We start from the raw sequence: 15,476 nt of genomic DNA on the forward strand, positions 1-15,476 counted from the left end.
TTACTAAGGGGAAAGACGTGATCCCCGAGGGCCAATGACCCAATCAACCCGCACTGTTCTGCGCAACCAGCTCAATCAGGCTTTGGCCGCGATCAAGGACGCTTGGCGGGTGATGCGACGGCGTGGGCCCAGCCAGATTCAATTCTGGTTCATCGCGCTGGCGATCGGGATTGCGGCAGGTTTCATGGCATTGGGGTTTCGCAAGGCGATCCGGTCGCTGCAGGCTTATGTCTATGATACGGATGACATTTTGCTGCTGCACAGCCATGCGGAAAAGCTGCCTTGGTTTCTGATCCTGATCATTCCCATCATCGGCGGGCTAATCGTGGGCGTGATCCTGAACAAGTTCACCGACGACGGACGCGTGCGATCCGTTGCTGACGTCATCGAAGGGGCCGCGGTGACGGATGGTCGCGTGGAAAGCAAGGCGGGTATCGCGTCGTTCTTTGCCTCGCTTGTCACGCTCAGTACAGGCGGGTCCACGGGCCGAGAGGGGCCGGTCGTGCACATGGCTGGTGTGATCTCAACCTGGGTCAGTAACCGCATCCATGCTGATGGCATCACCGGGCGCGACCTGTTGGGATGCGCTGTCGCCGCCGCCGTCTCGGCCAGCTTTAACTCACCGATCGCAGGTGCACTGTTCGCGCTTGAGGTCGTACTGCGCCACTTTGCAGTGCATGCGTTTGCGCCCATCGTGATCGCTTCGGTTGCGGGGACGGTAATCAACCGGCTGGAATATGGCGACGTGACCGAGTTTGTTCTGGATACGCCCGGTTCCCTGCAATTCTACGTGGAACTGCCCGCCTTTCTGCTACTTGGCCTAATCTGCGGGCTGGTTTCGCTTCTGCTGATGCGGTCGATCTTTTTTGCCGAAGATATCGGCAACCATATCCAGAACCGGCTTGCCTTGCCTGGCTGGCTGCGCCCAGCTGTTTCAGGCGCGATGTTGGGGCTGCTGGCGATCTGGTTCCCGCATATCATCGGCGTTGGGTATGAGACGACAATCCGAGCCTTGGCTGGTGACCTGACCCTGAGTTTTGCCATCCTGTTTGCCGTGATCAAGACGGTTGCCGTGGCGATCACCATGGGCGGGCGTATGGGCGGCGGGGTGTTCTCCCCATCGCTGATGATTGGGGCGTTGACCGGGCTGGCCTTCGGCCTGATCGCAACCGGGCTACTGCCAGATGTGTCTGGCACCCATACGCTTTATGCCTTTGCCGGAATGGGGGCCGTTGCTGCCGCGGTTCTGGGCGCACCGATTTCGACCACGATGATTGTCTTTGAACTGACCGGAGACTGGCAAATCGGCCTGGCTGTGATGGTTTCGGTGTCGATGTCGACAGCGCTGGCCTCGCGTCTTGTGGATCGATCCTTCTTCTTGACCCAACTGGAACGTCGTAACGTGCATCTGGCCGCCGGGCCGCAAGCCTATCTGCTGGCAATGCTGCGAACCGGGGCGGTCATGCGCCCCTTGGGCGACTCGCGTTCGATCACGAAAGAACATGCGGTCGAATTGATCGAACAAGGGCTGTGTGTTCAGGCCAGCGCCACGCTAGAGGCCGCGATGCCCTATTTCGACAGGGATGACATCCCCTGTATTCCGGTGGTGATTGTCGAAGAAGACGGCAGTGAAAACCCGGTCGGAGCGCTTTACCACGTCGATGCACTGAAGGCGTATAACCGCGCCTTGGCTGCCACTGCGGCTGAAGAGCACTCTTAGCGTTTATACACTGTTGCGGTATCGCCAAGGTAGTTGTCCCAAGCAAACCAGTACGAAATATGGCCTGCGACCCGGGGCAATTCCGCGCCTCCTGGTCCAATCAGCGCCTCTTCGGTCATGGTCCACTTTTGACCCGTTTCATCCACCAAATCGCTGCCCGACGCAGCGAACTTGTGGGATGCGCGTTCATAGGCCCGCACTGCGCGCTTCTCGTCGTTTCCGATAAGCACCAGCGGCCGGTTGGCGATGGCGTCATTGATTACCCGGCTCCTGCCGAACGCATCCAGCGGCCATGCTCGCGCCGCACCAAATTGACGGATGGCGAAAACATAGTCTTTCTGCCTGTGGCTGGACTGATCGACCAGCGCCGGGAACATCAATTCGGAAGAAGCGAAATACTCCCGATACACGACACCCGATCCATAATTCCGCCGGTGACCGGTGTTCATTGAAAGGACCTTCGTCTTGGGGTGAGATGTTTTCCAGCTTTGCCAAGTGGTGATGACCACCGGGCGTTGTTTCAGTTCGATACCGCTGCCGACAAGCGCGCCAACAACAGGCTTGCCGGTGTATTGGTTCCACAGGGAATGCGTCTGACGATCGAACATCAGTTTGTTGGATCTGTACAGAAACCCGGATGAGCCGAAGATAAGCGGTTTGCTGCGATCCGGCACTTGCGTTTCAAACAGTATGCCTGAACCACACAGTGTGCAGTAGGCCAAGGCAACCGGAACCCCGCCAATCACCTCATTGAACATTTCATGCCAGCCCATGATCCACAGCGGGTAAGCCCGTTCGTCCCCGTTGATCGAAACGCCAAAGACCAGGTCATCGTCCTTAAGGTAATCTGCGCGCGCGGCGGGGATCAGCGCCGGATTGTCCAGCGATGGAATACCGTCCTTGTTCACACCACCCCACGCGATCTCTTCAAGACGGATCTTCATTTTGTCGCGCTGCAAGTACTTTGGCTTCAGGAAGGCATCGAAATTCGTATCTATCCCCAGGAGAACCTCGCGTTTGAACGGGATGAGCGAGGGGTGCGGCACGATTTGCGGGTTCTTTTCCTGCCACAACATCCAGTCAAACCAGTCTTGGCCGATACTCTCGCCGGTCAGCGTCTGCATAACCTGCGCGATGTCACCGCTGCGACGTCTGGCGTATCGCATCCCCGTCAGCAAAGCAGGCACCACATCTGGGTTGCCGCGTTGCACGAGAAAGGCCATGCCTTGCTCAAACTCCGCGTTGCTTCTGAACAAGGTGGAACGCACAGCATCCAGCACGGGGTCATGTTGCGCGGACAATGCGCCAGGCAACAAGAGCACGGTCCCCAATGATCCTGCGAAACTGCGACGGGTAAGTGACATGGCATCCTCTGGACGGTGTTTGGTGGCATTGTGCACTCTTGATGCCTCACATGCATGCAACAGCCCCGTGATTGGATCGTGATCAAGCCCTGTCAGTTGCGAGCGCGCTGTTGAACTACCAACGAAGACTATCTGCTTGTATGTTTTCGTGAATTTTTCTGGTTAGTCTCATCCAAAAATTGTCACAGGTTTTTTTGTCACGATGCCAAGAAACGATAATTCTTGCTATGGGTTCGAATACCTGGCCATGCCAAGGCGGCCCGGCCAGGTATTTCTTTGTCGCGTACGAACGGAAGCAGCCCGCCTCAGATCATTGACATCCATGGCACAGGCCTATGGGCGTGTGCGTCACGACATGGCCGCGACCGAGCGGGTCAGAGAGGCCATCTGAGGGATTTAAATCTGTTCGACCTTAACGGAATCGACGCGGTAAAACGCGACATAACCCTTGATCTCGGCCATTGCGGCGACCGGATCCTCATAGCTCCACGCTGCGTTTTCGGTCACCGATGATTTATTGACGATTGAGAAATGCGTCGCATCGCCTTTGTGCGGGCAGTGCGTAACCTTTTCTGTACGGTCCAGAAATGCCATTCCGATATCGGCGCGAGGGAAATAGATCACCGGCTCCAGATCACCTTCCAGCAGCTCCAGCGCATTCATGCTCTCTCCGAGAACGGCGCCCCCGGAACGAACGCTCCATTTACCAGCTGCTTTGCGGATCGTTATGTCTGTCATCTCTGCTTCTTCCCTCGTCTTCAGTACGGATCACTCCTCTGCCCGGTTTATGTGACAGTCCGGTGTCAGATCGGCGCAGTTGCGGCATCCAACCACAGTTGAGCGTCATCGCCCAGCCTTGGCCGGACTTTTTCCGCAACGTCGCGGTGATATGAGTTCAGCCACGCGCGTTCTTCTGTCGTAAGCATTTCGACTACAATCAGCCGCCGGTCAATTGGAACGTATGTGAGCGTCCGCCAGTTCAGCATCGCACGCTCGGTGTCAGCGGTGGGCAGCGGCGGGGCATCTTGAACCACAACAAGGTTCTCGATCCGAATGCCGAACGCGCCTTCGCGATAATATCCGGGCTCGTTGGACAGGATCATGCCCGGCTGCAGCGGTACATGGCTGACCTTTGACAAGCGCTGCGGCCCTTCATGGACGCTCAGATACGCACCGACGCCATGGCCGACCCCGTGATTGAAATCCTGGCCCGCGGCCCATAAGGGGGCGCGTGCGATGCATTCGATATCTCGTCCGGCCAACCCGGCGGGCCAGCGCAGCATGGACATATCGATCATCCCTTTCAGCACGCGAGTAAAGCAGGCTTTTTCCTGATCGCCTACCTCCCCTATCGCAATGGTGCGGGTGATGTCGGTTGTGCCATCCAGATACTGGCCACCGCTATCCAAAACCAACAGGTGCCCATTTTCCAGTCGGCTGTCGGTTTCTTCGGTCACCCGGTAATGCATGATTGCGCCGTTGGGCCCGGTGCCCGCAATCGTGTCGAACGAGATATCCTGTAGCGCGTTATCCCGGCGGCGGTTTTCCTCAAGCTGCGTCACCACCCGAGTTTCCGTCACTGTGCCTGCGGCCTGTGCGTCCAACCAGCACAAGGTTTCAATAACGGCCACCGCGTCACGAAGATGCGCCTCAGCACTGCCTGCGATTTCGGCGGGGTTCTTGCGAGCTTTGGGCAGGGCACAGGGATCACCTGCATCCATCATTCTGTCACCCAGCACATCCGCAACTGCCTGCGGCAGGGTTCCCAAATCGACTTGAACCGCGCCGTCCAAATCCGCGGCCGCATCCAAAAAAGACCGAGGGTCGTGAACCTGAACATGGTTGCCAAGATGATCGTCCAACCCGACTAGCTTTTGCGCTGCCATGAACAGATCAACCCGGCCATCGGTTTTCAGAATGGCAAACCCATGTGCCACCGGGTTGTATCCGATATCTGATCCGCGAATGTTAAGCAGCCACATGATCGAATCCGGCAATGTAATGATGGCCGCATCGCACCCGTTCTGCTTTAGATCCTCCGCCATCCGCGCAATTTTGCTTATGGCTGTTTCCCCGGCAAACACAATCGGATGCGTCTTAACCGGGTTCTTCGGGGCATCCGGCTGATCCGGCCACACCCGATCCACCAGATTGTCACACCGAACCAGCTCGATGCCGCTCGCGTTCAACTCTTTCTTCAGGCTGGAAATTTGCCCAGCTGCATGCAGCCAAGGATCAAAACCAACCTTTCCGCCGTTCGGCAACTGGTCTTTGAGCCAAGCGCTCAGGCTGGTTTCGGGCCACGGCACGGGAGTGAAATCCGCCACAACCTGTACTTTGACCTGCGTGCGATATCGGCCATCGATGAAAACGCCTGCAATATCGGTCAGCACTGCACAGAAACCGGCCGACCCGGTGAAACCCGTCAGCCATGCCAGACGTTCATCGCGTGGGGCCACATACTCGCCCTGATGCGCATCTGCGCGTGGGATCAGAAAACCGTCCAACCCATCCTGCGCCATCTGGGATCGCAAAGCGGCCAGTCTGGGCGGTCCCTGTTCCGGACGCGCAGTGACTGCAAAGGACTGAAACATGTGGCACCTCTCGCAAACGGGGGCAGTCCCCTTATCTTTTGAAAATACTGCTGCCGGAGGCAGGGCCAGCGTTAGCTGGCCCTTTTCATCCCCATCACACGTGCACGTGCCCGAGGGTCGCTGTCGAACAAGGCCGCCAGTTGCTCAGTCATTGCGCCTGCCAGCTGTTCGACATCCGTGATCGTTACCGCGCGGTCGTAGTATCGGGTTACATCGTGGCCGATGCCGATGGCCAAAAGCTCAACCATCTTGCGTTTTTCGACCATCCCGATCACGTCGCGTAGGTGTTTTTCCAGATAATTGGCAGGGTTAACGCTGAGAGTTGAATCATCAACAGGCGCACCGTCTGAGATCACCATCAGGATCTTGCGCTGCTCGCGTCGTGCAAGCATCCGGCGATGCGCCCATTCCAGTGCTTCGCCATCAATGTTCTCTTTCAGCAGGCCTTCTTTCATCATCAACCCCAGATTGGGTCGCGCGCGACGCCACGGGGCATCCGCACCTTTATAGATGATGTGACGCAAGTCGTTCAGACGCCCCGGCTGTTGCGGGCGACCGTCATTCAGCCATGCCTCACGTGCCTGGCCGCCTTTCCAAGCGCGCGTAGTAAAGCCAAGGATTTCGACCTTCACGTTGCAACGTTCCAGCGTCCGGGCCAGAACATCAGCACAGATCGCCGCGATCGAGATCGGGCGACCGCGCATCGAGCCCGAGTTATCCAGCAGCAGTGTCACCACCGTATCGCGGAACTCGGTGTCTTTCTCGACCTTGAAGCTCAGCGGCGTGGTCGGGTTGGCCACAACTCGCGCCAGACGACCCGCATCCAGAATACCTTCCTCGCGGTCGAACTCCCAGCTGCGGTTCTGTTGCGCCTGCAATCGGCGCTGCAGTTTGTTCGCCAGACGGCTGACGGCACCCTTAAGCGGCTCAAGCTGCTGATCCAGATAGGCGCGCAGCCGTTCTAATTCAGCAGGCTCGGCCAAATCCTCGGCTGCGATCTCTTCGTCAAAGGTTCCAAGGTAAACCTTGTAGTCCGGGTCGGCCTCGGATGCAGGGGGCGGGGACGGCGGCTCCATCGGGGCCTCACCGTCAGGCATCTCGGCCTCATCGCCCATCTCATCCTCGGCCATCTCGTCCATCGAGACCTGGGCCTGAGATTGGTCCTGCTGCTCTTCCTGCGTTTGCTCGGGGGTCGCGTCGGCGTCCTGCTCGTCCTGATCATCCTGACCAGTGCTATCGGGGTCGGGCTGTTCTTCGGCGTCGTCCTCGGCCTGATCTTCCTGATCTTCGTCCAGCTCGTCCGGATCTTCGCCCAGCTGGTCGCCATACCCCAGATCCTTGATCATCTGGCGGGCAAATTTGGCAAACTCGGCCTGATCCGACAGGATCTCCTGCAGGTTTTCCAGCGTGCCGCCAGCCTGCTCTTCAATGAAGCCGCGCCACAGGTTCATGATGTTCTCAGCCGCAGGCGGCAGATCCCGCCCGGTCGCCAGATGGCGGATCAGATATCCTGCTGCAACCGATAGCGGTGCATCAGCGGGCTGCTTGCACTGGTCGTACCCACGGCGCAGCGCCTCATGCCCGATCTTGACATCGATGTTTGATGCGGTGCCGGGCATATCCCGCGCGCCCATCGCCTCACACCGGGCAACTTCCATGGCCTCATAAAGATCCCGGGCCATATCACCCGGAGGCGCATAGCGATTATGGGTCGCATCGTCATGATATCGGCGCTGCAACGCCAAAGCATCCGCCGTACCGCGCGCCAGCAAAACCTCTTCGCGAGTCATGCGCCGAGAAACCTGCGGCAAACGCATCGACTCGCCCGACAGACCCGAGGGGTCGACAGTATAGCTCACCGATAATTCGGGATCATCGGCCATCACCTTGGTGGCTTCGGCCAAGGCCTTCTTGAACGGATCTGCGGGGTTGTCGTTTGGTTTAGACAATGAACGTACTCCAGATCATTGCTGCCAAGAAAAGCACTAAGCATTCCCAGCGCAGCCGTGTCAGGTGGACATGCTGCGGCGCCGTCATTTCTGAAGGCGCCGTCTTTTTCCAATCTACTTTGTCAAAAAGCCAAGCTGAATCAAGAACCACCCAGATAGATGCTATGACAAAGAAGATTATCACCCCAAACTCACGCTCGCCGCGCTTTCCGGCAGTTCCTCGTCGAAGCAACGCTGATAGAACTCGGCCACGGTCTGGCGTTCCAGCTCATCACATTTGTTCAGGAAGGACAGGCGGAAGGCGTAGCCTACGTCGCGGAAGATCTCGGCGTTTTGGGCCCAGTTGATCACGGTTCGGGGACTCATGACGGTGGACAGGTCGCCGTTCATGAAGGCGGTCCGGGTCAGGTCGGCGACGGTGACCATTTGGCTGACGGTTTTGCGGCCCTTTTCGGTGTTGTAATGCGGCGCCTTGGACAGAACGATCATCGTCTCAGCGTCATGGCTGAGGTAGTTCAGCGTCGAGACCAGCGACCAGCGGTCCATCTGTGCCTGGTTGATCTGCTGCGTGCCGTGATACAGGCCGGTAGTGTCGCCCAGACCGACGGTGTTCGCGGTGGCAAACAGGCGGAAGTTTGGGTTCGGCGTTATAATCTCGTTCTGGTCCAGCAAGGTCAGTTTACCGTCATGTTCCAGAACACGCTGGATCACGAACATCACGTCGGCACGGCCCGCGTCGTATTCGTCGAAAACGATGGCAACGGGGTTGCGCAGCGCCCAGGGCAGGATGCCTTCGTGGAACTCGGTCACCTGTTTGCCATCACGCAGCTTGATCGCGTCCTTACCGATCAAGTCGATCCGGCTGATGTGGCTGTCGAGGTTGACACGGACGGCGGGCCAGTTCAGCCGGGCCGCGACCTGTTCGATATGGGTCGATTTGCCCGTACCGTGATAGCCTTGGATCATCACACGCCGATTGTGCGAAAAGCCTGCCAAAATGGCTAGTGTAGTTTCGGGGTCAAACTTGTAGGTCGGGTCGATCGCGGGTACGCGGTCACTGCGGTCAGCAAAGCCCTTGATCGCCATGTCGGTTTCAATACCGAACACGTCACGGACCGAAATTTCTTCGGTGGGTTTTGCGTTTACGTCGATCGATCCGTCAGCCATTCGCCTTGTCCTTATCCTTTGCCCCGCGTTGCCGGGTTTGAACTCGTGTGTGGTGCAACATATTGCGGGCAAGGGCAAGGGAAAGCCGTGCTGGTAGGTACTTAGGCGGATGTTTCTTTGAAACTGGCCTTATCGACGTTGCGTCCAATGGCTCGAGCTAATCTTTCAAATCTTGGACAGCTCGAATTTTGGGTCCAGAACGCCACCACGCAGTCCGGTGAAGCATTAATATTGCAATAGCAAGATATGATAAGTTAAATATGCACATATGATTGTGTAAAAGCGGTTCCCGATTTTGTTTTTAAGCGTGTAGGTACAAATGTCGTTAGTAATCTCAGGTCCGACTTCTATCTCGATCCCCAGTGGGTCGACCTCGGTTATGGAGCAGTATACCACGACCAAAGCTGTGACGTGGAGCGTGACCGTAACTGGCAATGGTGGATTGGATCCTTCCGACTACACTGTTTCGATTTCACCGAGCGGAGTTCTGACCGTTGAGCTTACTGAGGGGGCAGACATTCCCCCGAATACGCAACTCACGGTTCTAATACGCGCGACGACGGGGAACCCGGGAAATGGTAACAATGCCTCTCTCAGTGTGACAGTCGACCTTCCTGCCGGAACAGTGCCATGTTTCGTAAAGGGAACTTTGATTGAAACCGGGAAAGGTCCTTGCCCCGTCGAAGAACTATCGGTTGGGGACAAAGTTCGTGTTTCCAGCGGTGCGCTGTTGCCTATCCTTTGGATTGGCAAAAAGACCATGAGCGCGGAAGCGTTGCAGAGAAACCCGCGATTGCGCCCTGTTTGCATCCAGAAAGGGGCAATCGGGGACGGTTTGCCTGATCGTGATTTATACGTGTCCCCACAGCATAGGATTGTTCTCGAAGGGTGGCGCGCCGAATTGCTGTTTGGAGAGCCCAGAGTTTTTGCTGCGGCAATTCATTTGGTCAATGACAAAACAATTCGACAAGTGCGGCCCGATGAGGCCGTGACGTATTTCCACGTTGCCTGTGATCGCCATGCGATACTGATTTCGCATGGTTTGCCGACGGAAAGCTTGTTTCTGGGCGACATGGCGCTTTTGTCATTCGATCGCGAAGATGTCGAGGAGCTTGGTATGCTATTCCCGGATCGTTTCAGCCCTAAACCCACTTTGGAACAAACTCGCGTGCGGTGCCTAAAGCGTCCCGAAACAAAGGCTCTTTTGCGCATGTACGGTCGTCGATAAGCCGACTACCTAAAGTTCCGGCTGTCCTTGATCTGATCCCACGCCCAGACGACCTCTTGCAACTGCTCTTCCTGGGAACGGTCGCCGCCGTTCATGTCAGGGTGCAGCACCTTGATCAGCTTTTTGTACGCTTTGCGCACCTCGGCCTTGGTCCAGCTGTCGTTGGCTTCCAGAATTTCGATCGCGCGGCGTTCCGTGGGGGGCAGGCGACGACCGCCGCCACCTGACGTGCGTCCTTTGTTTTGGGTGCTGTTTGCGCCAAGTACCTGATGCGGGTCTTCGATGCCCAGACGCGCCCATGCGCGCGCTTCGGGGTCACCCATAGGCTTTGTTTCGCGCTCCCACACTTTGTCCTTGGACCGCTGGGCGTTCAACTCGGCCTCGGTGGTGCCGTCAAAGAAGTTCCATTTGTTGTTGTATTCGCGAACGTGCTGCTGGCAGAACCAGAAAAAGTCGTCCAGAACGTCAGGGGCCTTTGGTGCACGGAACTTACCCGGTTCTTCGCAACCTTCGTGATCGCAGATACGCGTCGAGGTTTCAGACGCGCCCGACATTCCGCGACGCCCGCGCGGGTTCTTTTTCTTCGATGTGGATACGGACATATCAAATCCGAAGGGGTCTGACTTCACCATGTGCTCATCCTTAAGAACGCATCTTTTCGACTCGGAGGCAGCAGTTTAGTCTAAGCAGCCGAAAGTAGAAGAGGGGGGGCGGAAAAATTTTCGCCCGTGAGCAAAAAAATGACTGTTACCGACGAGATCCGAACCTGCCTGATGGCAGCCTTTGAACCGCGTGAGTTGGAGGTCGTAGATGACAGCGAAAGCCACCGCGGACACGCGGGGTTTCAAGAGGGCGGCGAAAGCCATTTCAACGTCCGTATTCGTGCCAGCGCTTTTCAGGGTCAATCCCGCGTCGCCCGCCACCGTGCCGTACATAAGGCACTGGGCGACATCGTGCCCCGCATTCATGCGCTGGCGCTGGATATTGATACCTGAACAGGCCCATTGGTCGATGCCTAGGCGACCAGAGAAATGGCCCTGTTAACCGCGATTCCCTGATTCACCGCGCGATATGTCGGAAAGGGAAGCCGGTGGGTCGCATCAATGTCTCGCCGTATCCACGCTTGCTCTTCCAGGCGGAGAAGCGACGTCGAAAGTGCGCGATCGGAAATGGTGATCAGCCCGGATTTGAGAGTCGAGAATCGTTGGGGCCTGTCGGTCAGCGCCAGAATAGGTGCTGTCCAATTGCGTCTGAGCAACGCGAAATCAGCGTCATCCGGCACGGCATTCACGATCCTGCTGGCGATTTCTGCCGCAGATACACCCGCTTGGGTCAATCGAAATCCGGGGCGCAGTGGATGACCGTGGCCGGGATTTCGTTCCAGAAAACCCAATTGAATCAGGTGGTCAAGGCTATGGGCAAATGCCGTTCTGCCGGCGCGTGTCGCAGCCAGTAGCGGTGCCTGTCGTCCCGGCATGCCTTTATGCATTAACGCCAGAATGTTCAGGGACCAGGCGCGGGACGTAAGCTTGACAAGAATCGTTATGTCCATAAAGTATAGTTACTTTAATTTTCGCCAAAAGGATAGTTCAATGCCACTCGTTTCACTAGAAAACACGATCACGCTCGCCATGTCCGTGCAAGACAGGCATGTCAGTGCCGAATGGTATCAGGCCAAGCTGGGGTTCGAGCTGATCCACCATATTGACGAAGCCGGTTGGAGCGAGATGAAGACCAAAACCGACGGTGTGACCTTGGGCCTGGGTGAGCAGGCCGAGCCTGCGCCAGGCAATACGGTGCCGGTGTTCGGGGTGTCCGATATTGCGACGGCGCGTCAGGCGCTCGAATCCTCGGGCGTCAGGTTCGATGGGGCGACTGAAACGATCGAGGGCATGGTCAGCACCGCAACGTTCTACGACCCGGACGGCAATGCGCTGATGCTGGCGCAGGATCTGAGCCAAGCGGCAAGCGCTGCCGAGTAATTCAGCTGCAGGCTGTGAAAACGCGGAGCAGACCGCTTAGGTCTGCTCTCTGTCCTTTTCGGACAGATCCGTGGGCTTCAGGGTCAATGGCGGATCTTTGACCTCTTCTGAAATCGGTGCAGGGGCCTTCACTTCTTCTGGTCCGGGCACCGGCTGAGCCACGGGTGCATCATCGCTGTCCTCAACCGGCTCGCGCTCTGAAGAAAACTCAACTGCAACCTGTCGCCGAAACACCAGAACATTGCGCCAGTTCACGGTGGAACTGGTCAGCCCTGCGCGTTCCTCGCTGGGCAAAAGTTCCGCACGCTGGTAATCCCAGCCATCCTGCCCCATCTGATTCAGTATCTGTTCGATCGACACTGCAAACCGCCCTTCGGCAGTTTTGACGCCCTTGGCCTTGGTGCCTTTTTGTGGGGCGGGGACAACTTTGTATTCGTAGCGCTGCATCAGATTTTCCTGGTTGCCGATCCCCAGCAATCTAACATGTTGTCGGGTTTCGAACAGTCATCATCGCCCTTTGGGCAAATTCTGTTTTGTCTGTTGCGCCCCGCGCGCGGGACCGGCAAAGTCCGCGCCAGACGCACGGACCCTGCCGTAGCAGTTTCTTGGACCGAAAGACTTACGAGCTCAGCTTTTTGCTGACCAACTCATTGACCGCCTTGGGGTTCGCCTTGCCGCCGGTTGCTTTCATGACCTGACCAACAAACCAGCCTGCCAGTTTCGGGTTCACCTTGGCCTTTTCGACCTGTGCCGGATTGGCCGCGATGATTTCGTCCAGCGCAGTTTCGATGGCACCGGTGTCGGTAACTTGTTTCATGCCGCGTTCTTCAACGATCTGCGCCGGGTCGCCGCCTTCGGTGTAGACAATCTCGAACAGATCCTTAGCGATCTTGCCAGAAATGGCGTCTGAGGCGATCAGCTCGATGATCCCACCCAGCTGCGCAGGCGAGACCGGCGAGGCGGTGATGTCGTGGTCTTCTTTCTTCAGGCGGCCAAACAGTTCGTTGATGACCCAGTTCGCTGCCAGTTTACCGTTGCGGCCTTTCGCGACCTCTTCGAAATAGGCAGCCGACTCTACTTCGGCCGTCAGAACCGACGCATCGTAATCCGTCAGACCGAAGGTGCCAATAAAACGCGCCTTTTTGGCATCCGGTAGTTCCGGAAGCTTGGCTGCGATGTCATCAACCCACGCCTGTTCAATTTCCAGGGGCAGCAGGTCAGGGTCGGGGAAATAGCGGTAATCATGCGCTTCTTCCTTTGACCGCATCGAGCGTGTCTCACCCTTGTCCGGATCATACAGGCGGGTTTCCTGATCGACAGTACCGCCACCTTCGACGATGGCAATCTGACGCCGGGCCTCGACCTCGATCGCTTGCTGGATAAAGCGCATCGAGTTCATGTTCTTGATCTCGCAACGCGTACCCAGATGCGAGAAGTCCTGCGTTTCCTGATACTTTTCATAGGCACCGGGCAAGCAGATCGAAACATTGACGTCCGCCCGCAAGTTGCCGTTTTGCATGTTGCCATCGCAGGTACCCAAATAACGAAGAATCTGGCGCATCTTGGCGATGTAGGCTGCTGCTTCTTCGGGGCCGCGAATATCGGGGCGGCTGACGATCTCCATCAGGCAAACACCGGTCCGGTTCAGGTCGACAAAGGACATGTGCGGGTCCATGTCATGGATCGATTTGCCTGCGTCCTGTTCCATGTGGATGCGTTCAATTCGCACCATGCGCGCAGTGCCGTCGCCCATTTCCACCAGCACTTCACCTTCGCCTACGATAGGCTGGTACAGCTGGGAAATCTGATAGCCCTGCGGCAGGTCGGGATAGAAATAGTTCTTGCGGTCAAAGGCCGATACCAGGTTGATATCCGCCTTCAGGCCCAGCCCGGTTCGTACCGCCTGTTCAACACAATATTCATTGATCACCGGCAGCATTCCCGGCATCGCTGCGTCCACGAATGCCACGTTCGAGTTCGGCTCGGCCCCGAATTGGGTCGATGCGCCCGAGAACAGCTTGGCATTGGACGAGACCTGCGCATGCACCTCCATCCCGATGACCAGTTCCCAATCGTGCTTGGCCCCGGCAATGGTTTTGGGTTTGGGCATTTCGTATGTCAGGTCGAGCATGGCGCGCCTCATTTCCGCAGAAGTCTAAGCCTGCGTATTAGGCCCGGCTCGGCCTAGGGGCAAGGGGGAATCAGTGCCCGGACAGTCGCAAACCCGTCGGAGTAAACGTCACATCCAATCCGCTGCGCAGCTCATCACGGAACAGATCGCCAATTGCACGCAGGGCATCGCGCTGCCCACGGGCCGCGAACCGTTCGGGTGAATTGATCCGAACACTGTTGTTGAACCCATTTGCTGCATGGGCCCAAATCAACGGGTGCAGTTCTGTCAGGTGATCGCGGATCAGCCAGTTTGCAGCCTGGTGTATCTGGCTGCGCACCAGATCAGCCTTGTCGCACTGGCCAGCGCTGTTCTGGATCGTAATGGCACAGTATGCCGACAGCATATTGACGGTTTGCTGGTCAGGACGCTGACGCAGAATATCATGCATGCCTTCAAGGAAGAATTCGACATCCAGGCGCGCGCAGGCTTCATCGTCCAGAGCGATCGCGTCGAACTGAACCCATGTATAACCCCCAGCCCCCCAGATATCCTGCGTCTGGGCCGCCATACGCAGTGCCTGGACCTCAAGCTCGCCGTAGCTTCCGAACCAGCGCGGTAGCAGGTGTGTCCCCATCGCGCGCATGTGCCGATGATTCATCGGGTCGAGCTTAATCAACCGCTCGTATTCATCCGCCACCCGTGTGTTAGCTCTACGCTGACCTGCCAAAATTGCGCAGCCAGCCGAGGCGACAATGGGGCTGTCCGCTGCGACCTCGCGACAATTGGGAAGGATTGCAGCCGCCCGATCGAAATGGGCGGCGCAGCGGGATTGGTGCAGCGAGGGCAGAGTTGCCTCGTTCGTCGTACCGCGCCATGCCCATGCCATATCAATGTGGGCCAAAGCCACAACCAAGGCGATCATTGGGTCACCCGAATGCGCGCGCATCTCGTCTTCCAATTCGGAAATGCCGCTCAGGACGTCAAACTCTGATAGCGCTTTGGCATCGGACAGCGCATGTTCTGCCGCCAGAACCACATCGGCCCGCGCCCCAAACGCTAGCAATTCCGCGACAGGCATTCCGTCGGGTGCAGTTTCCCGAGCGTCGTCTGCTTTGTGCATCAGGTCGGACAATTCTGCCCAGCGATCCTGTCTGGCCAGGAAGCGGCCTTTTTCTATCGAGCTGCGCCCAATCTCATCCTGGGCCTGAACATCAGCCAATGGGATGTTCAATTGCCCTTGGTCTGGCAACACGGGCGAAACAGCCGGGTCAGCGAAATACGCGCCGGATGCAGCGGGATGAGCAATAGAAGATCGGGAACGGGACGAACGGTCCCTAAAAAACCAGAACATGGCGGCAC

General features: G+C 57.3%; 14 protein-coding genes. 4 read left to right on the plus strand and 10 right to left on the minus strand.

The genetic code is table 11. The features are described from left to right. Positions 1-34 precede the first annotated feature (34 nt). Complete coding sequence (locus RUA4292_RS22245; RefSeq protein WP_058279588.1) at positions 35-1,720, plus strand: chloride channel protein; 1,686 nt, start codon at positions 35-37, stop codon at positions 1,718-1,720. Here RUA4292_RS22245 and RUA4292_RS22250 read toward each other — a convergent pair. The 5 genes from RUA4292_RS22250 to cobS all read right to left on the minus strand — a co-directional run bounded on the left by RUA4292_RS22250 (position 1,717) and on the right by cobS (position 8,794). After that, positions 1,717-3,084: a DUF3179 domain-containing protein gene (locus tag RUA4292_RS22250; RefSeq protein WP_058279664.1), complete on the minus strand. Its 1,368-nt coding sequence runs from the start codon at positions 3,082-3,084 to the stop codon at positions 1,717-1,719. The genes RUA4292_RS22245 and RUA4292_RS22250 overlap by 4 nt on opposite strands. A 396-nt stretch (positions 3,085-3,480) precedes the next feature. Next, positions 3,481-3,822 carry a DUF427 domain-containing protein gene (locus RUA4292_RS22255; RefSeq protein WP_058274347.1) on the minus strand — a complete coding sequence of 114 codons (342 nt, stop codon included), beginning with the start codon at positions 3,820-3,822 and terminating at the stop codon, positions 3,481-3,483. Between the two features lie 65 nt (positions 3,823-3,887). Beyond that, entirely contained in the window at positions 3,888-5,678 is a 1,791-nt protein-coding gene (locus tag RUA4292_RS22260) for an aminopeptidase P family protein (protein ID WP_058279589.1), read from the minus strand. 71 nt (positions 5,679-5,749) lie between these two features. Continuing rightward, positions 5,750-7,627 carry a cobaltochelatase subunit CobT gene (gene cobT / locus RUA4292_RS22265; protein ID WP_058274349.1) on the minus strand — a complete coding sequence of 626 codons (1,878 nt, stop codon included), beginning with the start codon at positions 7,625-7,627 and terminating at the stop codon, positions 5,750-5,752. Positions 7,628-7,807: 180 nt separating this feature from the next. Then, positions 7,808-8,794, minus strand: coding sequence for a cobaltochelatase subunit CobS (cobS, locus tag RUA4292_RS22275; RefSeq protein ID WP_058274350.1), 987 nt, complete (start codon positions 8,792-8,794; stop codon positions 7,808-7,810). Positions 8,795-9,113: 319 nt separating this feature from the next. Here cobS and RUA4292_RS22280 point away from each other — a divergent pair, with 319 nt between their 5' ends. Further along, complete coding sequence (locus RUA4292_RS22280; RefSeq protein WP_082637230.1) at positions 9,114-10,022, plus strand: Hint domain-containing protein; 909 nt, start codon at positions 9,114-9,116, stop codon at positions 10,020-10,022. A gap of 5 nt (positions 10,023-10,027) precedes the next feature. Here the strand turns inward: RUA4292_RS22280 and RUA4292_RS22285 are convergent, their stop codons facing one another. Beyond that, positions 10,028-10,654, minus strand: a complete 627-nt coding sequence (locus RUA4292_RS22285) for a J domain-containing protein (protein ID WP_058274352.1) — start codon at positions 10,652-10,654, stop codon at positions 10,028-10,030. Positions 10,655-10,762: 108 nt separating this feature from the next. Here RUA4292_RS22285 and RUA4292_RS22290 point away from each other — a divergent pair, with 108 nt between their 5' ends. Next, the gene (locus RUA4292_RS22290) at positions 10,763-11,017 is read left to right on the plus strand and encodes a BolA family protein (protein ID WP_058279592.1); all 255 of its coding nucleotides are present in this window, start codon (positions 10,763-10,765) and stop codon (positions 11,015-11,017) included. 20 nt (positions 11,018-11,037) lie between these two features. On the opposite strand, the gene RUA4292_RS22295 is transcribed toward RUA4292_RS22290, so the two are convergent. Beyond that, complete coding sequence (locus RUA4292_RS22295) at positions 11,038-11,574, minus strand: winged helix-turn-helix transcriptional regulator (RefSeq protein ID WP_058279593.1); 537 nt, start codon at positions 11,572-11,574, stop codon at positions 11,038-11,040. Positions 11,575-11,614: 40 nt separating this feature from the next. Here RUA4292_RS22295 and RUA4292_RS22300 point away from each other — a divergent pair, with 40 nt between their 5' ends. After that, positions 11,615-12,004: a VOC family protein gene (locus tag RUA4292_RS22300; RefSeq protein ID WP_058274355.1), complete on the plus strand. Its 390-nt coding sequence runs from the start codon at positions 11,615-11,617 to the stop codon at positions 12,002-12,004. Between the two features lie 36 nt (positions 12,005-12,040). Here the strand turns inward: RUA4292_RS22300 and RUA4292_RS22305 are convergent, their stop codons facing one another. The 3 genes from RUA4292_RS22305 to RUA4292_RS22315 all read right to left on the minus strand — a co-directional run bounded on the left by RUA4292_RS22305 (position 12,041) and on the right by RUA4292_RS22315 (position 15,348). Continuing rightward, positions 12,041-12,451, minus strand: coding sequence for a DUF4177 domain-containing protein (locus RUA4292_RS22305; RefSeq protein ID WP_058279665.1), 411 nt, complete (start codon positions 12,449-12,451; stop codon positions 12,041-12,043). A gap of 172 nt (positions 12,452-12,623) precedes the next feature. Continuing rightward, entirely contained in the window at positions 12,624-14,135 is a 1,512-nt protein-coding gene (gene gatB, locus RUA4292_RS22310; protein ID WP_058279594.1) for an Asp-tRNA(Asn)/Glu-tRNA(Gln) amidotransferase subunit GatB, read from the minus strand. A 70-nt stretch (positions 14,136-14,205) separates the two neighbouring features. Further along, on the minus strand, positions 14,206-15,348 hold the full coding sequence (locus RUA4292_RS22315; protein WP_233493526.1) for a hypothetical protein: 1,143 nt from the start codon (positions 15,346-15,348) through the stop codon (positions 14,206-14,208). Between the last annotated feature and the right edge of the window lie 128 nt (positions 15,349-15,476).

It is taken from the genome of Ruegeria atlantica, from assembly GCF_001458195.1.
GTDB classification, from domain to species: Bacteria; Pseudomonadota; Alphaproteobacteria; order Rhodobacterales; family Rhodobacteraceae; genus Ruegeria; species Ruegeria atlantica.